At 72.5% G+C, this 22,322-nt stretch carries 19 protein-coding genes and 2 pseudogenes; 11 read left to right on the top strand and 10 right to left on the bottom strand.

Going from position 1 to position 22,322, the window contains the following annotated elements; all coding sequences use genetic code 11:
* Nucleotides 1-88: 88 nt before the first annotated feature.
* Nucleotides 89-274, top strand: a pseudogene (locus B073_RS49355) (hypothetical protein); the annotation flags it as partial.
* A gap of 33 nt (nucleotides 275-307) precedes the next feature.
* On the opposite strand, the gene B073_RS0124880 reads toward B073_RS49355, so the two are convergent.
* On the bottom strand, nucleotides 308-1,237 hold the full coding sequence (locus tag B073_RS0124880) for a LysR family transcriptional regulator (RefSeq protein WP_018540797.1): 930 nt from the start codon (nucleotides 1,235-1,237) through the stop codon (nucleotides 308-310).
* Nucleotides 1,238-1,312: 75 nt separating this feature from the next.
* Between B073_RS0124880 and B073_RS0124875 the strand changes: the two genes are divergently transcribed.
* Nucleotides 1,313-2,320: a DMT family transporter gene (locus tag B073_RS0124875; RefSeq protein ID WP_018540796.1), complete on the top strand. Its 1,008-nt coding sequence runs from the start codon at nucleotides 1,313-1,315 to the stop codon at nucleotides 2,318-2,320.
* 251 nt (nucleotides 2,321-2,571) lie between these two features.
* Here the strand turns inward: B073_RS0124875 and B073_RS0124870 are convergent, their stop codons facing one another.
* Nucleotides 2,572-3,909, bottom strand: coding sequence for an aminotransferase class I/II-fold pyridoxal phosphate-dependent enzyme (locus tag B073_RS0124870; protein ID WP_026247703.1), 1,338 nt, complete (start codon nucleotides 3,907-3,909; stop codon nucleotides 2,572-2,574).
* A 35-nt stretch (nucleotides 3,910-3,944) separates the two neighbouring features.
* On the opposite strand from B073_RS0124870, the gene B073_RS0124865 reads away from it, so the two are divergent.
* The 3 genes from B073_RS0124865 to B073_RS0124855 all read left to right on the top strand — a co-directional run bounded on the left by B073_RS0124865 (nucleotide 3,945) and on the right by B073_RS0124855 (nucleotide 6,054).
* Nucleotides 3,945-4,613 carry a pyridoxamine 5'-phosphate oxidase family protein gene (locus B073_RS0124865; protein ID WP_018540794.1) on the top strand — a complete coding sequence of 223 codons (669 nt, stop codon included), beginning with the start codon at nucleotides 3,945-3,947 and terminating at the stop codon, nucleotides 4,611-4,613.
* Between the two features lie 9 nt (nucleotides 4,614-4,622).
* Nucleotides 4,623-5,312: an FMN-binding negative transcriptional regulator gene (locus tag B073_RS0124860; RefSeq protein ID WP_018540793.1), complete on the top strand. Its 690-nt coding sequence runs from the start codon at nucleotides 4,623-4,625 to the stop codon at nucleotides 5,310-5,312.
* A gap of 121 nt (nucleotides 5,313-5,433) precedes the next feature.
* Nucleotides 5,434-6,054: a helix-turn-helix domain-containing protein gene (locus B073_RS0124855; RefSeq protein WP_018540792.1), complete on the top strand. Its 621-nt coding sequence runs from the start codon at nucleotides 5,434-5,436 to the stop codon at nucleotides 6,052-6,054.
* Between the two features lie 48 nt (nucleotides 6,055-6,102).
* Here B073_RS0124855 and B073_RS0124850 read toward each other — a convergent pair whose 3' ends face one another.
* The gene (locus tag B073_RS0124850; RefSeq protein ID WP_026247702.1) at nucleotides 6,103-6,741 is read right to left on the bottom strand and encodes a TetR/AcrR family transcriptional regulator; all 639 of its coding nucleotides are present in this window, start codon (nucleotides 6,739-6,741) and stop codon (nucleotides 6,103-6,105) included.
* A gap of 213 nt (nucleotides 6,742-6,954) precedes the next feature.
* Here B073_RS0124850 and B073_RS0124845 point away from each other — a divergent pair, with 213 nt between their 5' ends.
* Entirely contained in the window at nucleotides 6,955-7,689 is a 735-nt protein-coding gene (locus B073_RS0124845; protein WP_018540790.1) for a hypothetical protein, read from the top strand.
* Nucleotides 7,690-7,753: 64 nt separating this feature from the next.
* Here the strand turns inward: B073_RS0124845 and B073_RS0124840 are convergent, their stop codons facing one another.
* The 3 genes from B073_RS0124840 to B073_RS0124830 all read right to left on the bottom strand — a co-directional run bounded on the left by B073_RS0124840 (nucleotide 7,754) and on the right by B073_RS0124830 (nucleotide 10,698).
* Entirely contained in the window at nucleotides 7,754-8,725 is a 972-nt protein-coding gene (locus B073_RS0124840) for a DMT family transporter (protein WP_018540789.1), read from the bottom strand.
* Between the two features lie 206 nt (nucleotides 8,726-8,931).
* A complete protein-coding gene (locus tag B073_RS41030; RefSeq protein ID WP_018540788.1) occupies nucleotides 8,932-10,065 on the bottom strand; it encodes an EamA family transporter in 1,134 nt (377 codons plus the stop codon).
* 99 nt (nucleotides 10,066-10,164) lie between these two features.
* A complete protein-coding gene (locus B073_RS0124830) occupies nucleotides 10,165-10,698 on the bottom strand; it encodes a Clp protease N-terminal domain-containing protein (protein WP_018540787.1) in 534 nt (177 codons plus the stop codon).
* A gap of 303 nt (nucleotides 10,699-11,001) precedes the next feature.
* Between B073_RS0124830 and B073_RS0124825 the strand changes: the two genes are divergently transcribed.
* On the top strand, nucleotides 11,002-11,430 hold the full coding sequence (locus B073_RS0124825) for an SRPBCC family protein (protein WP_018540786.1): 429 nt from the start codon (nucleotides 11,002-11,004) through the stop codon (nucleotides 11,428-11,430).
* A 54-nt stretch (nucleotides 11,431-11,484) separates the two neighbouring features.
* Here B073_RS0124825 and B073_RS0124820 read toward each other — a convergent pair whose 3' ends face one another.
* A complete protein-coding gene (locus tag B073_RS0124820) occupies nucleotides 11,485-12,111 on the bottom strand; it encodes a PadR family transcriptional regulator (RefSeq protein WP_018540785.1) in 627 nt (208 codons plus the stop codon).
* A 307-nt stretch (nucleotides 12,112-12,418) separates the two neighbouring features.
* Between B073_RS0124820 and B073_RS0124815 the strand changes: the two genes are divergently transcribed.
* Nucleotides 12,419-13,240: a PhzF family phenazine biosynthesis protein gene (locus B073_RS0124815; RefSeq protein WP_018540784.1), complete on the top strand. Its 822-nt coding sequence runs from the start codon at nucleotides 12,419-12,421 to the stop codon at nucleotides 13,238-13,240.
* 69 nt (nucleotides 13,241-13,309) lie between these two features.
* Here the strand turns inward: B073_RS0124815 and B073_RS0124810 are convergent, their stop codons facing one another.
* Nucleotides 13,310-14,152 (bottom strand): CPBP family intramembrane glutamic endopeptidase, encoded by an 843-nt coding sequence (locus B073_RS0124810; RefSeq protein ID WP_420706456.1) that lies wholly within the window; start codon nucleotides 14,150-14,152, stop codon nucleotides 13,310-13,312.
* A gap of 187 nt (nucleotides 14,153-14,339) precedes the next feature.
* Between B073_RS0124810 and B073_RS41025 the strand changes: the two are divergent.
* A pseudogene (locus tag B073_RS41025) lies at nucleotides 14,340-15,866 on the top strand (substrate-binding domain-containing protein); the annotation flags it as partial.
* Between the two features lie 66 nt (nucleotides 15,867-15,932).
* On the opposite strand, the gene B073_RS0124800 reads toward B073_RS41025, so the two are convergent.
* The gene (locus B073_RS0124800; protein ID WP_018540780.1) at nucleotides 15,933-17,489 is read right to left on the bottom strand and encodes a glutamate--cysteine ligase; all 1,557 of its coding nucleotides are present in this window, start codon (nucleotides 17,487-17,489) and stop codon (nucleotides 15,933-15,935) included.
* A gap of 562 nt (nucleotides 17,490-18,051) precedes the next feature.
* Here B073_RS0124800 and B073_RS0124795 point away from each other — a divergent pair.
* Nucleotides 18,052-18,636, top strand: coding sequence for a hypothetical protein (locus tag B073_RS0124795; RefSeq protein WP_018540779.1), 585 nt, complete (start codon nucleotides 18,052-18,054; stop codon nucleotides 18,634-18,636).
* 347 nt (nucleotides 18,637-18,983) lie between these two features.
* Nucleotides 18,984-19,190: a DUF5999 family protein gene (locus B073_RS0124790; RefSeq protein ID WP_018540778.1), complete on the top strand. Its 207-nt coding sequence runs from the start codon at nucleotides 18,984-18,986 to the stop codon at nucleotides 19,188-19,190.
* 91 nt (nucleotides 19,191-19,281) lie between these two features.
* Here the strand turns inward: B073_RS0124790 and gcvP are convergent, their stop codons facing one another.
* Nucleotides 19,282-22,167 (bottom strand): aminomethyl-transferring glycine dehydrogenase, encoded by a 2,886-nt coding sequence (gcvP, locus tag B073_RS0124785; protein WP_018540777.1) that lies wholly within the window; start codon nucleotides 22,165-22,167, stop codon nucleotides 19,282-19,284.
* Nucleotides 22,168-22,322: the final 155 nt, after the last annotated feature.

Below are 22,322 nucleotides of genomic sequence, written 5' to 3'. Positions count from 1 at the left end.
TGACCAGCCTGGGCGCGGTCTACGCCCGGCTCGGGCGGGCCGTGGAGGCCCTCGACCACCACCGGCGGCCGCTTGACCGCTACCGGGAATCGGTGACCCGTGGGGGGGGGAGGCCCTCACCCTCACGAACACGGGCACCAGTTACCGGCAGCGGGGACACTTGAGTGAGGCCGTCGACCACCACGCACAGGCGCTCGCCCTCAGCCGCCGGACGGGCGAACGGCGCGCGGAGAGCAAGGTCCTCAACGACCTCGGTGCCACCTACCACGCGGCCGGCCGCCGTGACCGGCCCGCACCCCCTACGCGCTCACCCCTCCCCCTCCACCCCCATCCCGGCCTCGACACGCTCGCCGGCCTCCCGGAGCGCCGCCACGGCCGCCCGGATCGAGGGCCGGCGATCGGCATCCGCGCGCCAGATGGCGTAGACATGGCGCCGCATGGGATGGCGTACGGGCACCACGCTCACCCCCTCCGGCACCGGCCCGCGCCCCAGCCGAGGCGCCACCGCGACCCCCAACCCGGCCGCGATCAGGGCAAGCTGGGTGTGGTGCTCCTCGGCCAGATGCGCGATCCGGGGCTCGATGCCCTTGCTGCGCAGGGTGAACATCAACCAGTCATGGCAGAACCCCGCCTGCGGCCAGGAGATCCACTCGTCATCCGTGAACTCCTCCAACTCCACGTACTGCCGCCCTGCCAACGGATGATCCGACGGCATCGCCACATCGGACGGGTCGTCGAGCAGCGGCGCCTTCGCCAGGTCCTCGGGCAGTGACAACGGCCGGTTGTACCAGTCGAGAACGACGGCCAGATCGACATCACCGCGAACCACTCCGCGCACCGAGTCGTCCGGCTCCATCTCCCGCAGTCGCGGCCGGAGTTGCGGATGCTCGGCGCGCAACGCGGCGAGCGCAGACGGGAAGAGACCACGCGCCGCGGTCGGGAAAGAGCTCAGTCGCAGCTCACCCACGGGCTGGCCGCGATGCGCTTCCAACTCGGCCTGCGCGAGCTCCACCTGGGAGAGAATCCGCGCCGCATGATCGGCAAGCAGCCGCCCGGCGTCGGTTAGCCGGACCCCCCGCCCGTTCTTCGCCAGCAACTGCTGACCGGTCTCGCGCTCCAGCTTGGCGATCTGCTGCGAGACCGCAGAGGTCGTCACATGCAGCCCGCCGGCGGCCGCACTGACCGAGCCGTGCCGGGCGATGGCGCACAGCGTACGGAGACGATCAAGGTTCAACATGTAAGCAATGCTAAGCGATACCTGCCATCAATTCTCGCTTGTGCTACGAATTCAGATCCCGGCATCGTAGTCGCCATGAGCACGACCAACGCACCCGCCACAGCGGCCACCTCCGCCACCGGGGCCCCGACACCCGCACCCGCACCGAAGCCCGCCGGGGCCACGGCCGACTCCCGCCCCACCCGGGACGCGCCCACACCACGCCGCGCCCGTGCCTGGCAGATCCGCTTCGCCTTCCTCAGCCTGGTGTGGGGATTCAGCTTCCTCTTCATGAAGGTGGGCACCGAGGGCTTCGCGCCGCTGCAGGTCACGCTGGGCCGGGTGGGGTTCGGCGCGCTGGTGCTGCTGACGATCCTCGCGGTCAAGCGCCAACGGCTCCCGCGCTCGGCCCGCACCTGGGGCCACCTCGCGGTCGCCGCGTTCCTCCTCAACGCGCTGCCGTTCTCGCTCTTCGCCTACTCCGAGCTGACCATCCCCTCCACACTGGCCAGCATCTGCAACGCCACCTCGCCCCTGTGGGGCATGGTGCTGTCGGTCGTGGCACTCTCGGAGGACCGCCCCACCCGGCGCCGGGTCGCGGGGCTCGGCATCGGATTCCTGGGCGTGCTCACCGTGCTCGGCGCCTGGCAGGGCTTTTCCGGCACCGACCTGACGGGCACGGCCATGGCCCTGGGCGCCTCGCTCAGCTACCCCATCGGTTGGATCTACGTCCGCCGCACCGTCGCGCGAGGCCGGCACTCACACCTCGCCATGTCCAGCACGCAACTCCTGCTCGCCACCCTCCAACTGGCCGTGGCCACCGCGCTGTTCACCCCGGTGCCGGCCTCCTTCCCGCTCGTGCCGTTGCTCGCCGTGTTCGCCCTCGGCGCCCTGGGCACCGGCGTCGCCTTCCTCCTCCAGTACGGCCTGGTCGAGGAAGTCGGCCCCACCACCGCCCAGATGGTCACCTACTTCGTCCCCGTCATCGCCACCACAGCCGGCGTGGCCCTCCTCAACGAGCACCTCACCTGGAACACCCCCGTGGGCGCCCTGGTCATCCTGGCCGGCGCCGCCCTCACCCAAAGCAAACCCCGCACCTCATAGCCGGGGCTCCAACCCCAACGCGCCCAAGCACTCCCAGCGCCCGGAACGAAACCCGAGCCCCAGGCAGACACCAGGCACGAAGACCCGGGCACCCCGGCTTCGCTCGGCCCCCGAACCCCTCGGGGGCCGAACAACCGCCCTGCCCCCGGCCCCCGCCCAGCGGTCACTCAGTACGCCCCACCGAGGCGCACCTTCCCCTGCTCCCCCCTCCCCCCGCCCCGCCCACCCCCAGCCCTCCCTACTCCACCCCCTCACTCATACCTCCCCACCTCACCCACTCCCGCCCCCAGCGCCTCCGCTACCGCCTTCGCCAGAGGGGTGATGTCGTCCGCAGCGAGGCCGGAGACGGTGATCCGGATGCCTTGGGGGGACTGCATACGGAAGCGTGCGCCGGGGGCGACCGCCCAGCCGGAGTGCAGGATGCGGGCCACCGCGCCCGTCTCGTCCGGGACCGGTACCCAGACGTTCATCCCGCTGCGCCCCCGTGCCGGGACTCCGCGCTCGTGCAGGGCGCGTATCAGTGCGTCGCGCCGTTCGCCATAAGCGCCGGCGATCTCCTTGGGGTCGATCGCGTGGGTGCGCCAGAGGTGCACGACCGCGTGCTGGATGAGATGGCTGACCCAGCCGGGGCCGAGGCGCTGCCGTCCACGGACCCGGTCGATGGTGATCACGTCGCCGGTGAGTGCCGCGAGGCGCAGATCGGGCCCGTACGCCTTGGCCGTCGAACGGACCAGCACCCAGTGGTCGGTGACGCCGGAGAGCGGGTGCAGCGGCAGGTCGACGATGCCGTGACCGTGGTCGTCCTCGATGAGGAGCACTCCGCGGTGTTTGCCCAGGAGGGTGCGGAGTTCGGCGGCGCGGGGGCCGCTGAGGGCGGCGCCCGTGGGGTTCTGGGCCCGGCCGGTGACGACGACCGCGCGGGCGCCGCCGCTGAGCGCGGCCGCCATCCGCTCGGGGATCGGACCGTCGTCGTCCACACCGACGGGCACCGGGCGCAGTCCGAGGGCGGGGATGAGGTCCAGCAGACTGCCCCAGCCCGGGTCTTCGACCGCCACCGCGTCTCCGGGGCGCAGATGTGCCGCGAGGACGCGCTCGATGGCGTCGAGTGATCCGCTGGTGACGGCGATGGGCCCCTCGGGCACTCCGTCCCGGGTGAAGTCCGCCCGGGCGAGCGCTTCGAGGTCGTCGTCGACGGCGGGCATGCCGTAGAGGACGGGGCGCCGCCTGTAGCGCGCGGCGGCTTCGGCCAGGGCTTCCTCCAGCGAGGGGAGCAGCGCAGGGTCGGGGTTGCCGTCGGCGATGTCACGGACGCCGGGTGGCGCCACCGCCCGCAGTGCTTCGCGGGGCGTGCTGGCGGGTCTCGGACGGACGCGGCTGCCGCGCCGGCCCGCCGTTTCGATCACTCCACGGTCGCGGAGCGTGCGGTACGCGGCCGCGACCGTATTGGGATTCACCTCCAGATAGACAGCCAACTCCCTTAGCGGGGGCAGGACTTCGCCTGGTTGGAGCTCGCCCGCACCGATGGCTCGCTCGACGCTTGCGGCAATCTCCGATGCGCGCCGCCCTTCGATCCGATACTCTCCTAGCACAAAGTTGATTATGCACTAGTGCAATGGAGTTCGCAATGGCCGAGGAAAAGTCTTTCGCCGCGACGGATCGCACCCTCCCCACCCGCGCCCGCGAGCGGGCCCGGTACGACGAGCCGACGGTGCACGCGATCCTCGACGAGGGCTACGTCTGCCACCTCGGATTCGTGCGCGACGGCGCCCCGGTCGTCCTGCCGACGCTCTACGGCCGGGTCGGTGACCGCCTCTACGTCCACGGTTCGACCGGTTCGCGCCCGCTGCGGATGGCCGGCCGGCGGAGCGCGGACCCGGGCCTTCCGGTCTGCGTCACGGTGACCCATGTCGACGGGCTGGTGCTCGCCAGGTCCGCGTTCCACCACTCCATCAACTACCGCAGCGTCGTGGTCCACGGCACCGCCCACCAGGTCACCGACCAGGAGGAGAAGAAGGCCGCCCTGGACGCCCTCGTCGATCATGTGCTGCCCGGCCGCGCAGCGGACTCCCGGCCCGCCAACGCCAAGGAACTGGCCGCCACCGCCGTCCTCCGCCTCGACCTGTGCGAGGTCTCCGCGAAGATCCGCACCGGCGGCCCCAACGACGAGCCGGAGGACCTGACCCTCCCCCACTGGACGGGCGTCCTCCCCGTCTCTCCCGTGTACGGCACTCCGATACCGGCCGACGACCTCGCCCCCGGCATCCCCGCCCCGGCCTACCTCTCCGCCCTCTGAGGAGCGCCGATGCTCATCCATCCCTGGGACGCCCCCACCGACGATGCCGAATGGCAGGAGTGGCTCACCACCCACGACTTCGGGCAGCTGGCCGCCAACGGCTCCGCCGGCGAACCACCGTGGGTGCAGCCGCTCCACTTCGCCTACGACCCCGCCCGCCACGAGGCCCTCACCCACCTCGCCCGCCCCAACCCCATCTGGCCCACCCTGCTCGACCGGCCGACGGTCCTGCTGAGCGTGGTCGACGACTACACCTTCATCCCCGGCCCCTGGCAGGCCGAGGTGGACCAACCCCCCGAGCACGGCGTGCCCACCAGCTTCTACGCCGCGGTCCAGCTCGTCTGCACCGCGCATGTGGTGGACGATCCCGACGCCAAGGCCGAGTTGCTGCAACGCCAGGTCACGCACTTCCAGCCGGACGGCGGTTCGGCCCCGGTCGTCGCCGGTGCGGCCCCGTACGGACGGCAGCTGTCGGGGATCCGCGGATTGCGCCTCGAAGTGCACGAGGTGCGCGCCAAGTTCAAGTACGGCGGCAAGCGGAGCGAGACCGTCCAGCACCGAATATCGGAACGCCTCGCCGAACGGGCCGGTCCCGGCGATGCCGCCGCACGCCGCCACCAGCAGCGCCGCCTCGCGGCCGCCAGCGGCCCGGCCACGGCCCCAGCCCCGTCCACGGGCCAGACGACCGGGCAACGGTAGAGGCAGAAGGCAGGGAGCCACGGCCAGCAGCCGGGAGCGTCGGGCGCAGCAACTCTCATCATTGAATCCCGCATCACTCCACGGCAATCCGTATTGCCGATTCCGGGAACGGCGCGGTGCAATGGGCACTGTGGAACCCTCATCTGCCATCTCCCAGGCCCTCGCCGAGGTCGGACCGCGTCTGAAGCGGTTGCGGACGGAGCGCGGGATCACGTTGTCCGCGCTCGCCGAGGCGACCGGGATCTCCAAGAGCACCCTGTCGCGGCTGGAGTCCGGTCAGCGCAGGCCGAGTCTGGAACTGCTGCTCCCCATTGCGCAGGCGCATCAGGTCCCGCTGGACGAGTTGGTCGGGGCGCCGGAGGTCGGTGATCCGCGGGTGCGGTTGAAGCCGCAGGTCCTGCACGGTTCCACGGTGCTGCCGCTGACCCGTCACCCGGGCCCGTTGCAGACGTTCAAGATGGTCATTCCGGCCACGAGGAGCACACCGGACCCGTGCACCCACGAGGGGTACGAGTGGCTGTATGTGCTGGCGGGGCGGTTGCGGCTGGTGCTGGCCGACCATGATCTGGTCATGGGGGCGGGCGAGGCCGCGGAGTTCGACACGCGGCTGCCGCACTGGTTCGGCAGCACCGGCGACGGCCCGGTGGAGATCCTCAGTCTCTTCGGGCGCCAGGGCGAGCGCATGCACGTGCGGGCCAAGCCCCGGTCCCGTGCCGCCGGCACCGACGCCGAGGAGCACTGAGCGCACGTCGGCAGATGCCCGTCGGACCTCAGGGCGTCCGGATGCCCGTCACGCCCCGGGGGCGGCGTCACCGAGCGGTGGTGCCTGGAGGAAGCGCTGGAGGATGAGGCGCAACAGGGGCAGTTGCTCGGCGGGCTTGAACGAGGGGTCGCCGGCCGCGCCGGTGTAGAGGGAGGCGACGAGGGCCAGGACCCAGGAAGCGGTGGCGTGCGGATCCAGGGTGGAGTCGATCTGGCCGGCGGCGGCCGCCTTGGTCAGCAGGGCGGTGACGGCCGCGTGTTCCCGGGCGTTGTCCCGGCCGAGGAGGGCGTCGAGTTCGGGGTCGCGGTGCGCCTGGACGACGGCCTCCATGACCAGCGGCGGGGCCACCGGGTCCATGGCGTCGGCGGTGAGCAGGTCCACGACCTCCAGCAGCGCTCCCCAGGGGTCCTCGCCCATCTGTGCCCGGGCGAGCCTTTCGGCCTTGCTCTCGCCCGCTTCCCCTCCCTCGTCGTCCTCGAAGATCGCATGGAAGATCGCGCGCTTGTTGGGGAAGTAGTGGAAGAGGTTGCCGGAACTCATGCCGGCGGCCTTGCAGATCTCGGCCGTCGTGGTGCGCTCGAAGCCTTTGGTGGCGAAGAGTTGGGCGGCGATGTGCACGATGTGCCGGCGTCGGGCCCGGTGCTTCGCCGGATCGATCTTCCTCATGCCGCTGCCGTCTCCCTGCCCGTGGCCCTGCAACCGCTCGCTTCGCGGGGCCGCTGCCGTGCTGCCGTCGTGGCCGGCGCCGACGGTCCCCATGGCCAATAATAGACCGCGTACTCGGTTTATCATTGCGGCCGACTCATTACGCGGATCGCAGTCGACTCACACGTCCGCACCGGACGCACTCCGCACCGCATGCACAGGGGGATCCGTCACATGGACACCGCGAAACCACAGTCCGCTCCCGGCCTCGCCGGACCGAAGCCGGGCCGGACGACCGAGCCCACGGTCCTGGCCGACTCGCCGGCGCAGGTGGTCGCCGTGTGCGTGGGGTTCGCGGCGCTCGGCGCCGGCCTCGGCTGGCTGGTGCGACTGCTCGCGAAGTGGCTGGTGACACTGGACCACGCACCCTGGCAGGGCCCGGCCCGGCTGCTCACCTCGATTCCGGAACCCTGGCTGACGGTCGGTCTGCTGACCGTGGGTGCGGCGCTGGGACTGGCGGCGGCGCTCTACGGGCAATACGAGGAGCTGGCCGTCCGCGTCGCCGACGACGAGGTGGTCCTCACCCGACGGGCGAAGCCCCGGGCGTTCCCGCGCGAACAGGTCGACGTGGCCTTCCGGGACCACAAGCAACTGGTCCTCCTCGGCCCGGACACCGCCGAACTCGCGCGGGAGGGCTGCACCTTGAGCGCCCCGCGCCTCGCCGAGGCGTTCCGCGCACACGGCTACCACTGGGCAGACCGCGATCCGCACGAGGACGCCTTCCGGCGCTGGGTCCCGGAGACCCCGGGCCTGCCGGTCGGTGCCAACGCCCTGTTCACCGCGCGCGAACGGGCCCTGGGCAAGTCCGGAACGGCCGAGGAGGCCCGGGAGTTGCGGGACGAGCTGGCCCGGCTGGGGGTCGTCGTCCGGGACCGGGACAAGCGGCAGTTCTGGCGGCTGGTCCCGTAGATCCGCCGCCCCTGGGAGGTCCGCCCCGTAGGAGCGCCGTCCCGTGGGACCAGCCACCGGGCGGCTACCCGACCCGGCCGCGATCGACGGCGCTGGTGCGGGCCTCCGTGACCGCCAGCGCCGCGACCGCCGTGAGCAGCACCGCGGTACCGACCGCGGTCGACGCGCTGAGCCGTTCACCGAGGAACAGCACCGCGATGGCCGCCGCCGACACCGGTTCGATCAGGGAGATCACGGAGGCGGTCGCGGCCCGCACGACGGCCAGTCCGGCGAAGTACAGGCCGTAGGCGAGCGCGGTCGGGATGGCGGCGATGTATCCGAGCAGCAGCAGGCTGCGGCCCAGGTCGTGGAGGTGCGGCCAGAGGCCCTCGACCGCGGCGAACGGCAGCAGGCACAGCGCGCCGACCGCGAACGCGCCGAGGGTCGAGGCGTAGGGATCGCTGCCGCCGCCCCGGCCGAAGCGGCGGGTGGTCAGGGTCATCACGGCGCACGCCGCGGCGGAGAGCAGGGCGTAACCGACGCCGTCGGGGCGGACGGTGGCGGTGCCCTCGCCGCCGAGGACGAGGACGAGCAGTCCGGTCAGTGCCCCGGCGACGGCCAGGATGCCGCCGGCGCCGAGCCGTTCACCCATGGTGAGACGGGCTCCGATGGCGATGAGGACGGGGCCGGCGCCCATGGTGACGACGGTGCCGACGGCCAGGCCGGTGGTTTCGACGGCGGCGAAGTAGGCCGCCTGGAAGACGGCGAGCGCGAGGCCGGTGACCGCGACCCGCGCGCCGCGCCGGCGCAGCGGCTCGGTGGCAACGACGGTGGTGTCGGCCGCGCCGGCGGTGCCCCGGCGGCGCGCCGCCCGTACGGCGAGCAGGAGCAGCAGGCCGCCGAAGGTGCGCCAGAAGGTGAGGGCGAGGGGGCCGAGTCCGCTGCCTTGGTAGAGGAGGGCGGCGGCCGCGCCGGCGGTGCCCCAGGCGGTCGCGGCGAGGGAGACGTAGACGAGCCCCCGGCCCACGGGCAGGGCGGAGTGGGATGTGCTGTGCATGGGAGGTGTGCTCCGGGAAGTCCAGGACGGCGCGGGGCGCCGTCGCATGGTCGCGTGGTCCCGTATGCGGGCAGCGTCGACCGGCTCGGGACTCCGCCCGGGCCGGAACTTCCTCGGAGGCCGCCGCCCGCCTTACGCGGCGGGAGGGGGCAGCACAGTCGAATGCATGATCGTCACCCTATGGCGTGGGCGCGCCGGCCGCCACATCATTGTCGAGGAGTGCCGTGGGACCGTCGTTCCGCGGTGAGTCCCGCGTCCCGAGGGGCGTCCGCGGCGAGTGCTCCCCCGGTGGCCACGGTGACGGTGCCGGACTCTTTCGGTCGGCTCTGCGGTTTGGCCGTCTGGGCGATGAAGGCGCCGATCAGGACCACCGCACCGCCGGCGATCTGGGGTGCGGAGAGGTGTTCGCCGAGCAGCACCCAGGCGAGGACGGTGGCGATCACCGCCTCCAGGCAGGCGACGACACCGGCGACCTGCGGGGAGAGCCGCCGGATCGACACCACGCCGGTGAGGTAGGCGGCCACCGTGGCGACCAGCACGATCCAGGCGAGAAGCAGCACGGCGGGGACGCGGATGCCGTTCATGTCCGCGGTGCGGGCCAGCACGGACCAGTGCAGGGCCCAGGGGCGGGCGACGAGGGTGAGGACGACCGTGCCGATCAGCAGGCCGTAGGCGATCACGCCCACGGGGTCCGGGGCCGTGTCGCCCTCGGTGTCGCCGCCGTGGTCGGAGAGGACGAAGTAGCCGACCTGGCAGCAGGCCGCGCCCAACGCGAGGGCGAGGCCCAGCACATCGAACCTGAGGCCGGACCAGACCTCCACGACACAGGCCAGTCCGCCGACGGCCAGGACGACGCCGATGGCGGCGGCCCGGGTGACGGGGCGCCTCTGGACGAAGCGCACCCAGCCGAGAAGGAGGGCCGGGGCGAGGTACTCGATGAGCAGCGCCACGCCGACGGGGATACGGGAGAGCGCGGCGAAGTAGCACGCCTGCACACCGGCGACGGCCAACAGTCCGAATCCGGCGAGCAGTGCGGGCCGGCGGCGGGGCAGGTCGCGGTGGCGCCAGGCGACGGGGAGCAGTACCAGCGCGGCGCCGGTGACGCGCAGCCAGGTGACGTGCAGCGGTTCGAGGCCGGCGGCTATCAGGGGTTTGGCGGCGACTCCCGAGCCGCCGAAGGCGAGCGCGGAGAGCAGGGCGATGCCGAGCCCGGCGCCGCGTCCGGTGCGGCGGGCGGAGTGCGGGTCGAGGGCGGCCGGACGCCGGGTCGCGCCGGACCCGGTTGCTCCCTGGGCCGGGCCGGTCGGGCGACCTGCCGGGCTCCCCGATGAGGCGTGCATCGGGTCATCATGGCAGCCGCGGTCAGCAGCGTCATCTCCCGAAACCCCTGTCTCAACAGGCGATACGGGGCCGGGCGGGCGCGGTGCGCGGTGTCCCGGTCAGTCCGGCACGGGGCGCTGGTCGCCGTCGAGGCGGGCGGCGAGCCGGGCGGTGTCGACGGAGGCGCGGCGCAGGACTTCCACGGCCCGGGACTCGGGGTCGTCGACGAGTGCGGCAAGGAGATCGAGGCAGTCGGCGCGGGTGGCGTAGCGAGCGTGGGCGCGGTCGAGGGCGCCGTCCATGGCGGCGGCCGCGGCGGGCGACCAGCCGGGGGCGCCGCCCTCGGCGACCAGGGGGACGGCGCCGGAGTCCTCGACGGTACCGTGCCATTGGAGGCCGTAGCCGATGCTGCGCTGGACGAGGTAGCCGAGGAGCCGGGCGACCTGGTGGCCGCCGTCGAACACCTCGCGGACCGCGGGGTCCCATTCCAGGAGTCCGTGGAGCAGGTGGGCGGTGTCGACCTGCCGGTCGCCGTCGCGGGTGGCCCGTCTGCGGGCAGCGGAAACCACCGAAGCGAGCTCCACGGTGAGCTGACTGTCGGGGTCTTCCTGGGCGGAGCGGTCCCCGCCGCTGTACGCAGTACGGTTTTGCACAGCCCAACCCCACCAGTCCTGAAGGGCGGGAGCATCCCCGGCGGGAAGCATTTGCGCATCCCACCCTGGTTGGGGAAGCCCGCACACGGTCTCATCCTTACGGAGGATATGCGGAGAGATCATGGAGGCCGGGCATCCCGTCGCAAACAGGTGCACTCTCGTTCGATCGCCCCATATGCCCCTCGCTCGGACCGAGTTCCTGACGCCCCATCAGCACGGCTCCGCCGTCGCCCTTGCGCCTTCGCTTCCGCGCCGCTACGTTCCGCGCACCAGCCAGGACACCGTCCCCGAAGGGGTGCTCGCATGGCCGATGTCACCGCCCAGACCCGGATCGAGGCACCGGCCGAGAAGGTCTGGGCTCGGCTGACCGACTTCGACTCCTACGGACAGTGGAACGCCACCCACACCGGCTTCCCGCACGGCGGCCCCCAGCCCCTCCAGGTGGGCGCGGCCTACGAGGAGAAAATGAGGCTGATGGGCTTCCCGGCGGAGGTGATCTGGACCGTGCAGGAGCTGGAGCCGGGGCGGCTGCTCGCCGTCAAGGGCAAGGGCCCGATGGGCGTCAGCCTCGGCATGCGCTATCGACTGACGCCCGACGGCGAGGCGACCGCGGTCCGGATCGACGGCACCTTCACCGGCGCCGCGGTCTCCCTGATGGCGGCCAAGCTCAAGGACTCGGCGAGCGCCGCGCTGGACGAGTCCCTGCGCAAGCTCGCCGGCCTGGTGACCTGAGCCGCCGGCCGGGGCGACCGCGCGCCGTCGCACCGCCGCCCCGGCCTGCCCGCGTCAGTCCTCCTCGGCGAGGATCAGATACAGCTCCTTGCGGGCCTTGTTGACCACCGCCATGGCCTTCTCCCGCTGCTCGGGACTGCCGGTGGCCCATACCTGGCGGAACGCCTCGACCAGGCCGCCGCCCGCCTTCCGTATCTCGTTCATGGCCTCCCAGTCGACGCCGCGGCCGGCGTCCTCCCAAGGGGCGTCGGAGCCGCTGTCGGCCTCCTCGCGCCCGGCGTCGGTCAGCGAGAACAGCTTCTTGCCGCCTTCGCTGGCACTGGTGATCAGCCCCTCGTCCTCCAGCAGTTGGAGGGTGGGATAGACCGAGCCGGGGCTGGGCTTCCACGCCCCGCCGCTGCGCTCGGCGATCTCCTGGATCATCTCGTAACCGTGCATGGGACGGTCTTTGAGCAGCGCCAGTATCGAGGCGCGCACATCGCCGCGCCGGGCCCGGCCGCGCGGCCCGCCGCGCCCCCGGCCACCGCCGAAGGGCGGCCCCCCGAAGGGTGGGCCGAAACCGCCGAAGGCGGCCCGGCGCCGCTCGAAACCGCCGCCGAACTCCCCGCGGCCGCCGTGGCGACCGGGACCGAACTGCTCACGCCCGCGCTCGGGCCCGTACTCGAATCCGTGGGAACGCATGGCGTCCTCCTCTCGTCATCGGTGCTCACGCACACACTGCTATCGCTCGCCATCGTTGATCGATCGCGATGCCTCAACGATATATCGAGAGCGTTCGGCTAGCAAGGGGCTTCTCGCGACTTCTTTGCTTCCTTCGTCGGCCCCGCCCGGATCACGACGCGCCTCAACCGGCTTACGCCTCAGCGCACTTGGCGAGCAGCGCGGCGGCGTACGGCCCAATGGCCCGCCCGAGCCGCGCCTCCGCAGGTCCAATTTCTCGGGATTGGCCTTGGTGGGTGGCCTTGTGGCCGGCCTACGCTGCCCGGCCATGAGGATCCGCATCGTCGACGCCTTCGCCGAGCGCCCGTTCGCCGGCAACCCCGCCGGGGTCGTACTGCTGGATGCCGACGCGTTCCCCGAGGACGCGTGGCTCCAGCACGTCGCCACCGAGGTCAATCTCTCCGAGACCGCCTTCGCGCACCCGCTCCCGCCGGGCGGCGACGCCGACTGGGCGCTGCGCTGGCTCACCCCGGCCGCCGAGGTGAACATGTGCGGGCATGCCACCCTGGCCACCGCGCACGTGCTGCACACAACGGGCACGGCCACCGGCCCCGTCCGCTTCCGCACCCGCAGCGGCGTGCTGATCACCACCGCCGACGAGGGCGGCTCGATCACCATGGACTTCCCCACCTCCCCGCTGACGCCCACGGACGTGCCGGACGCCGTCGCCCGGGCACTCGGCGCCGAGATCCGCTCCTGCCACGACACCGGGCCGGACATCGGCGACCTGCTGGTCGAGCTGGCCGACGAGAAGTCCGTACGGGACCTGTCGCCCGACATCGCCCTGCTGGCCGGGTACCGCTCGCGGGGCGTGATCGTCACTGCCCCGGCCGAAGACCCCGACGGCGCCTACGACTTCGTCTCCCGCGGTTTCTTCCCCTCCGTGGGCATCGGCGAGGACCCGGTCACCGGGAGCGCCCACACCGCCCTCGCTCCCTTCTGGTCCGCTCGCCTGGGCCGCGACACCCTGGTCGGCCTCCAGGGTGGTGCGCGGACCGGCCTCGTGCGGACCACGCTGTGCGGCGACCGCACGCTGCTGACCGGCTCGGCGGTGACCGTCATCGACGGCGAGCTGCTCGCCACCCCCTGACGGCACCCGGACGCGGTGCGGGGCGGGGGCCACCAGGCCACCCGCCCCGCACCGCCGTCACCGCGCCGCTCACATCGTGGGCAGCCAGGACACCCGCCCCGCGAGCAGTGCGTACCCCAGGAACGCCACGATGTCGATCAGTGCGTGCGCGGCGACCAGGGGTCCCACCCGGCGCCAGCGCCGGTACACCAGGGCGAAGACCACGCCCATCACCATGTTGCCGAAGAAGCCGCCGACGCCCTGGTAGAGGTGGTACGAGCCGCGCAGCACCGAACTGGCCGCCACCGCGGCCCACGGCGCCCATCCCAGTTGTCCCAGCCTGCGCAGCAGATACCCGACGACGATGACCTCCTCCAGGACGGCGTTCTGCACCGCGGAGACGATCAGTACCGGGAGCTTCCACCACACGTCGGGCAACGCCTCGGGCACCACCGTCAGATTGAACCCGGCCGCCCGCGCGCCCAGGTAGAGCAGCAGTCCGCTGCCCCCGATGGCGGCGGCCAGCCCGGTGCCCAGCCCCAGGTCGAAGCAGGGCCGCCGCCGGTCGAAGCCGATCGCGCGCAGCCCACCGGCGCGTTCCCGCAGCAGCAGATGGGCCACCAGCACGACCGGCACCAACGCCGTTGCGATCCCGAACAGCTGCCAGGCGAGATCCAGCCACGGCCGGCCGGGGGCGCGCGAGGCGTTGAGCGTCGCCGCCTGGTGCGCGAGGCCGCCGGGTTTCGTCAGCGAACCGATGAAGCTGATCAGCGCGGAGACCGCGCTGGCCCCCAGGGACAGCGCCAGGACGATCAGCGTCTCGTTCCGCAGCATGCCGCGGGCGGGCTCACCGGCCGCCCCGGCGAGCCGCCCCGAGCCGTTCCCCGCGCCCGGAACGCCCGTGTTCCCCAAGGGACTTGTTTCCGACTGCAAAAGGTTCCTCCACTTCCGCAATACCGCCTCTGCACCGCCGCCGCCCCGCTAGGGTCTCGAAAGCAGGTACGAAGATCGCTCGCGACAGGCCGGCAACGGGCGCCCTCCTCGTGGGGTGTTCCCGTCCGCATCGATCCCGATGGAGGTCCGGGTTCCGAACCTCCGAGATCAGGAGGGGCGCTACCGCATGGGACGTCACAGCTTGCCCGACGACTCCGCACCACGGCCCACGGGGTCCCCCCGCGCCCGCCGCCGGGCGCTCGTCCTGGCCACCGCCGTCGTCGTGGTGGTCGCCGCCGGCTCGGTCGTGGCACTGCGCGGCGGACTCCCCTTCGGCACGCCGTGCGACGGCGACTCCGTGCGGCTGAAAGTCGTCGCCTCGCCCGACATGGCGCCGGCGCTGACCGCGGTGGCGGACCGCGCCCGGGAGGACGGGGTCCGCACCGACGGCAAGTGCCTGGACGTCACGGTCAATGCGCAGCCGTCCTCCGAGGTCGCCGACTCGCTCGCGCAGCGGCCGGCCGACCCGGAGTTCCAGGTGTGGGTGCCCGACTCGGACCTGTGGGTGGACCGGGTCACCGACGAACGGGGCTCTTCCTTGACCTCCGTGAGCACGCTCGCCTCCTCGCCGATCGCGCTGGGCGCGGTCCACAGTGCCGCCAAGGCCCTCGGCTGGCCAGGGAGGACGTACTCCTGGACCACGCTGACCCGGGCCGCGACCTCCGGCAGCGCCTTACGCCTGGGCATCGCCGACCCGGCGCGCAGCGCCACCGGGCTGCTCGCCCTGGCCCGTATCGCCGCCGCCGGCCACAAGGAGGCCGGTAGCGGGGACGACGCCGCCGCCCGCACCGCCGCCACCGCCAAACTGCTCAACGAGCGGACAACCGACGGCGACGCCCAGGCCCTGTCCACCCTGCCGCGCGACGACTCCGGCGCCGAACGGGACAATCCGCGCCGCAACCAGGCGCTTGTCCTCTCCGAACAGGCCGCGTACGCCCACAACATCCAAGCGGACGGCAGTCCCGCGCTGGACCTCTTCTACCCGACGGACGGCACCGCGCAGCTCACCTACCCGTACACCCTGGTCGACCAGGACTCCCTGTCCGCCGACGAGAGCCGCGCCGCCAACCGCTTCCTGACCCTGCTGGACGACACCCCTGGGCAGCGGACCCTGCGCGACCACGGCTTCCGGGCCGGTGACGGCCGCGCCGACGCGCGCCTGGCCGGCCAGGCCGGTGCCCGCGCTCCGCAGCCGTACGCCGCCGCCCCCGCCGATCCGCCGCCGGCCAAGGAACTCCAGGCGCTGCTGGGCAGGTGGACCGTCACGGTGCAGAGCACCCGGACCACCACTGCCGTGGACGCCTCGCCGCCGACCGGGACTACGCAGAGCTGACGCCGACCGGCCGGCTTGGCGACGCGGCGCGGCCGGCGGCACCCACCGCGACGAACTCTCCGCCGCCCTCGGCGCACTGACCCCGGTGCCACGGGGCGCAACCGGCCTCTACGACACCACCCTGGCCGCCTGTCAGCGGGCGTCCGCGACGTACCCGAGCGGCCGGTCCCGCTGATCGCCGCCGGGATCGGCCCGCACACGGACCAGGCGGCGCCGGGTCGCATCGTGGCCCCGACCGGCGGCTCCGCGCACCGGGTCGACGACCCGTCCCAGATCCACGAGGTGATCCTCGAGGCCGTCATGGCGGCGGGCCGGCACGGTCCCCGGTGGACGGGCACGGGGCCAGCCGGTGAACGGGAGCCGGTCGCAGGCGCTGCGCGGCGCCCGTCACGACACGGTGCCCCCGGCCGCGCTGCGCCGCTGCGCCGGGACGACGACCGCGCCGGGCGCCCACGGCACCGGCCAGGTGTGCACCGGTTCCCCGGTGTGCATCAGCTCGCTGTACCGCCGGGTCATCGCGGCCAGCGCGGCGTCCCGGGACAGCCCCTGGCGCAGCGCCTGGTGGAAGGCCCCGGCCTGCCAGGAGGCCCCGTTGACCCGGCGTGCGCAGCGGGCCTCGATGATGCCCAGGTAGTGGTCGCGGTCGGCCGGTTCGACGCCCCAGGCGTCCAGCCCGGCGGCCGCCAGCGGCAGCAGTTCCTGCCGGACGAGGCGGACGGCGGGCAGCTCGGTGAGGCCGCCGGCGCGGCCGGGCCGGGGCCAGCGGAGGGTGGCGTCGATGCCGTGTCGGCAGGCGGTGTCGAAGTTGGCGGCTGCGGCGCTGAACGGGAGCCGGGTCCACACGGGGCGGGGTTGTTCGGCCAGGGCGCGGACCAGACCGTAGTAGAAGGCGGTGTTGGCGATGACGTCGGCGACGGTGGGGCCGGCCGGCAGGACACGGTTCTCGACGCGGAGGTGGGGGACGCCCTCGGCGACCGCGTAGACGGGGCGGTTCCAGCGGTAGATCGTGCCGTTGTGGAGCACCATTTCGGCGAGGTCGGGCACGCCGCCCTCGTCGAGGACGCGCAGCGGGTCCTGCGGCCCGCACAGCGGCAGCAGCGGCGGGAAGAAGCGCAGGTTCTCCTCGAAGAGGTCATAGGCGGAGTCCACCCAGCGCTCGCCGAACCAGGTGCGCGGGCGCACGCCCTGGGCCTGGAGTTCCGGCGCGCGGGTGTCGGTGGCCTGCTGGAAGACCGGTGGCCGCGACTCGCGCCACAGTTCCCGGCCGAAGAAGAAGGGGGCGTTGGCGCCGACGGCTATCTGGACGGCGGCGATCGCCTGGGCCGCGTTCCAGACGGCGGCGAACCGGCCGGGCGTCACCTGGAGGTGCAGCTGGACGGAGGTGCAGGCGGCCTCGGGGGCGATCGAGGGCGAGCGGGTGACGAGGTGCTCGACGCCCTGGATGTCGATGGCGAAGTCCTCGCCGCGGGCGGCCCGCATCTGCTCGTTGAGGAGGACGTAGCGATCGTTGGCGGAGAGGCTGGCAACGGTGAGGTCGTCGGCGTGCAGGGTGGGCAGGATGCCGATCATGACGATGCGGGCGGCGACTTCCCGGGCTTTTCTCTCGGCATAGCCGAGTCCGGTGCGCAGTTCCTCGGTGAGTTGGTCGAGAACGCGTCCGGACAATCGGTGCGGAGTGATGTTGACCTCGAGATTGCACTGGGCGAGTTCGGTCTGGAAATCGCCGCTGGCGATCCTTTCGAGGACCTCGGAGTTCAGCATGCGAGGGAGGCCGTCGGCGCCCGCGAGATTGAGCTCGATCTCCAGACCCATGAGATTCTTGGGACGGTCGAACCGCTTCTCCGCCAGCAGCCGCTGCAATCCCTCCAGACAGTCGTACAGCTTTCTTCGATAACGCTCCCGGTCCGCCAGGTCGTTCCCGGCCGCGGCGACCTTCTCCCCCATCGGCGGGTCCCTCCTCAGGTGAACTGCTCGCGGAGCACGGGCTGGTGGGCGCCGCCCCGGCGCCCCTGGCGTACGGGCTACGGTCGATGATGCCCCGGCAATCTGATCGATAACGCGTCAGGGGCGTGCCGGTAGCGCTACGCTCGGAGAGGAGCCTTGCGGGGCATTTTCCGCAGGCATATCCAGCCGACCGGCACCGTCCGCTTTCCGCTCGTAAAAAACACCGACGGGTTCTGGCCGACCGTTTCACGGATAAATGGCGAGGTGGCGCCTTCCAATTCCCGCACAAAGCGGCGAAAATCACCCCGGACAGCGGACCGGATTCCGCCTTGCCGGAAATCCGCAAGGCGAGTAGCCGAAACACTTCCAGAACAACTGTCGTATAAACTTCGCTGACGAGGCAGAGATTTGGCGCCCCGCATGGCGGTGTTCCACCGGTGCCCCGGCACTGCGTCCGACCCACCGGTCCGCAGGCCGGTCAGCCAGGCTCTGACCCGCCCGCAGACAGCGCCGTCCGCACTGCCACGCTCCACCGTGTCTCCTGAGTGAGAGGCGACCCGCCATGCCGCTGCACGTTCCTCCCGCCCCTGCGCCCGCCCTGCGCAGCGTTCTCAGCGCCCTCGGCTCCCCCACCGCGGTCCGCGAGGCCCCGGCCTCCGCGCTCCGCACCCATCAGGGGCCGCTGAGCCCCGACCACCCGCTGCCCGTACACGTGTGGGACGACGTCAGCCAGGCCGGCCCGCCCCGCACCCGCCTCGTGGGCTGGCGGTTCCTGATCCGCGGCGGCGAGCGCGCCGTGGCCGCCGCCGAGGCCCGGCTCACCGCCGACGGCTGGGCGTTCTCGCACTTCTGCGACGGCCCTTATGTCGCCGCGACGGAACGGGCCCTGCAGCAGGCCGAGTCGCTCGCCGCGCCCTACCAGCCCCGCCTGCTGTCCGTCCCTGAGCTGTACATGCTGACCCTGTGGCTGCACCACGACCTCACTGCGGACGGCGCGGACGGCATGCCGGCCGACGGTGACCTCCTGGTGCCGCTGGCGCCCGCCCCGCCCGGGATCGCCTCCTACCTCCCGCAGCGGCTCGCCGACCTGCTGCCCCGCCTCGCCCGGCGCCTGGGCCCGGCGCCACTGCTCCGCGAACCGGCCTGACCGCCCCGACCAGCGCCGACGCCGCTCCCACCGGCCCGAACAGGAGGACGCCGACCACCACGCGACCGCCCTGCAACCGTGCGCCCCCTGGCCTCCCCGGCCGCGGGGCGCACGGCGCCGTCCGCCCCGTGCGCCGGTAGTGCGTCAACCCCCGGGGTCACACGCCGACTTGGGAGCAACCGCCCGCACGGGTGACACGTCCGTATCGAGTGTGCACCGCTGCTGCGAAATCCCTGCGGATTCCCGTCCGTAGGGCAAGACTGGAACCGACATGAAACGGGGGAACGGCCATGACCACTTCGTCGAGCCGTGCGACGTTCACCACTCCGCAGCGAAAGACAACTTCCATGTGCCTGCATCAACCACCCTGCCCGTCAGCCGACTCCAGCGACCGGGAGGCCGCCCACCTGGTGGCGCACCACCCGGAGCAGGGCTGGAGCCTGCTGTGCAACGGCATCCTGCTCTTCGAGGACACCGGTGAGCTGCTGCCGGACGGGCAGGTCATCGCCCCGCACCGGCCGGTCGGCACGCCACGGGTGACCGCCGCCGCGTGATCCAGCGATCGCCCGGCACGTACACCAGGGCCCCCGGCGCATCGGCCGAGGGCCCTTGATGTTGCCACCGGTCACCGGCGGCTAGCGATGATCAGGCGTCGTACTCGTCCAGCGGCGGGCAGGAGCAGACGAGATTGCGGTCGCCGAAGGCACCGTCGATGCGGCGCACCGGCGGCCAGTACTTCTCCGCGGCCTGGACGCCCGCCGGGAAGACGGCCTCCTCGCGGCTGTACGGGCGGTTCCACTCGCCGCCGAGCGCGGCCGCGGTGTGCGGGGCGTTGCGCAGCGGGTTGTCGTCCTTGTCCCACTCCCCCGAGCCGACCTTCTCGATCTCGGCGCGGATGGCGATCATCGCGTCGCAGAAGCGGTCCAGCTCGGTGAGGTCCTCGCTCTCGGTCGGCTCGATCATCAGCGTGCCGGCCACGGGGAAGGACATCGTCGGCGCGTGGAAGCCGTAGTCGATGAGCCGCTTGGCGACATCGTCGATGCTCACACCGGTCGCCTTGGTCAGCGGCCGGACGTCGATGATGCACTCGTGGGCGACCAGCCCGCCGGGCCCGGTGTAGAGCACCGGGTAGTGCGGCTCCAGGCGCTTGGCGATGTAGTTCGCGCCGAGCACCGCGACCTGGGTGGCGCGCTTGAGGCCCTCGCCGCCCATCAGGCGGACGTACGTCCACGAGATCGGCAGGATGCCCGCGGAGCCCCAGGGGGCGGCGGAGATCGGCCCGACGCCGCTCTCCGGGCCCGCGGTGGGCTGCAGCGGGTGGTTGGGCAGGTAGGGCGCCAGGTGGGCGCGGACGGCCACCGGGCCGACGCCGGGGCCACCGCCGCCGTGCGGGATGCAGAACGTCTTGTGCAGGTTCAGGTGCGAGACATCGCCGCCGAACTTCCCGGGCTCGGCCAGGCCGACCAGCGCGTTGAGGTTGGCGCCGTCCACGTAGACCTGGCCGCCGGCGTCGTGCACCGCCGCGCAGATCTGGGTGATGTGCTCCTCGAACACGCCGTGGGTGGACGGGTAGGTGACCATCAGGACGGCCAGCTCGTCGCGGTGCTTCTCGATCTTGGCGTGCAGGTCGTCGCTGTCGACCTCGCCGTCCTCGCCGGTCTTGACGACGACGACCTTCATACCCGCCATCACGGCGCTGGCGGCGTTGGTGCCGTGCGCCGACGACGGGATCAGGCAGACGGTGCGCTGCTCGTCCCCGTTGGCGCGGTGGTAGGCGCGGACGGCGAGCAGACCGGCCAGTTCGCCCTGGGAGCCGGCGTTGGGCTGGAGGGACACCTTGTCGTAGCCGGTGATCGCGGCGAGCCGCTCCTCCAGCTCCCGGATGAGCGTGAGGTAGCCCTGGGCCTGGTCGGCCGGGGCGAAGGGGTGCAGCTGGCCGAACTCGGGCCAGGTGACCGGCTCCATCTCGGTGGTGGCGTTCAGCTTCATCGTGCAGGAGCCGAGCGGGATCATGCCTCGGTCCAGCGCGTAGTCCTTGTCGGCGAGGGTGCGCAGGTAGCGCAGCATCGCGGTCTCGGAGCGGTGCCGGCGGAAGACCGGGTGGGCGAGGTAGTCGTCGGTGCGCAGCAGCGGCTGCGGAAGGGTGTCGGCGACTGCCGCGTCCAGGGCCTCGATGTCCCCCTGGACCCCGAAGGCGCCCCAGACGCCGGCCAGCTGGGCCCGTCCGGTGGTCTCGTCGCAGGCGATGCCGACGAGGTCGGCGTCGACCTGACGGAGGTTGATGCCGGCCTCACGGGCCGCGGCGACGACTTCGGTGGCCCGGCCGGGCACCCGGGCGGTGACGGTGTCGAAGTAGGCGTCGTGGACGATCTCGACGCCGCCGGCCTTCAGGCCCTCGGCGAGGATCGCGGCGTAGCGGTGGGTGCGCTGGGCGATGGTCCGCAGCCCCTCGGGGCCGTGGTAGACGGCGTACATGCCGGCCATCACGGCGAGGAGCACCTGCGCGGTGCAGATGTTGCTGGTGGCCTTCTCGCGGCGGATGTGCTGTTCGCGGGTCTGCAGCGCCAGGCGGTACGCCTTGTTGCCGTCGGCGTCGACGGAGACACCGACCAGGCGGCCGGGCAGGCTGCGGGCGTACTGCTCGCGGACGGCCATGTAGCCGGCGTGCGGGCCGCCGAAGCCCATCGGGACGCCGAAGCGCTGGCTGGTGCCGACCGCGATGTCCGCGCCGAGCTCACCGGGCGAGGTGAGCAGGGTCAGCGCCAGCAGGTCGGCGGCGATCGTGACGATCGCGCCCAGCTCGTGGGCCCGCTCGATGACGGCCCGCGGGTCGCGCACGGCGCCGGAGGCGCCCGGGTACTGGAGCAGCACACCGAAGACGCCGCGCTCGGCGACCTCGTCCGGGATGCCGTCGGCGAGGTCGGCGACCACGACCTCCACACCGGTCGGCTCGGCGCGGGTCTCAAGGACGGCGATGGTCTGCGGCAGGCAGTCGGCGTCGACCAGGAAGACGCCCTGCTTGACCTTGCCGACCCGGCGGGAGAGCGCCATCGCCTCGGCGGCGGCGGTGCCCTCGTCCAGGAGGGAGGCACCGGAGGTGGGCAGTCCGGTCAGGTCGGCGACGACGGTCTGGAAGTTCAGCAGCGCCTCCAGGCGGCCCTGCGAGATCTCCGGCTGGTAGGGCGTGTAGGCCGTGTACCAGGACGGGTTCTCCATGACGTTGCGCAGGATCACCGGCGGGGTGAACGTGCCGTAGTAGCCGAGTCCGATCATGGACGACAGGACCTGGTTGCGGTCGGCGAGCGCGCGCAGCTCCGCCAGGACCTCGGCCTCGGTGCGGCCCTGCGGCAGGCCCAGCGCCTCGGCGCTCTTGATCACGTCGGGGACGGCGGTGGCGGTGAGCTCGTCCAGTGATCCGAAGCCGAGCTGCGCGAGCATCTTGGCCTGGGCCTCGGCGTCGGGGCCGATGTGCCGGTCCTCGAACGGGATGCCGCGCTCCAGCTCGGTCAGCGAGATGCGGTGGGTGGTCATCTGCGGGGGCCTCCTGGTCAGTGCGACCTACGAGGGGCACCACGGCGCTGGTGCCCGGACGGCCTCCCCCTCTGTCATCTCAACCTGAGAGCTTCACCGGCCCGCGACCGCGGTCCGGCTTTCACCGTCGGTGAGGAGGGGTTCCGGCATGGTGC

It is taken from the genome of Streptomyces sp. MspMP-M5, from assembly GCF_000373585.1.
Classification (GTDB): domain Bacteria; phylum Actinomycetota; class Actinomycetes; order Streptomycetales; family Streptomycetaceae; genus Streptomyces.
Note: the sequence above shows the minus strand (reverse complement) of the source record. Positions and strands in the feature narration are given on the sequence as shown.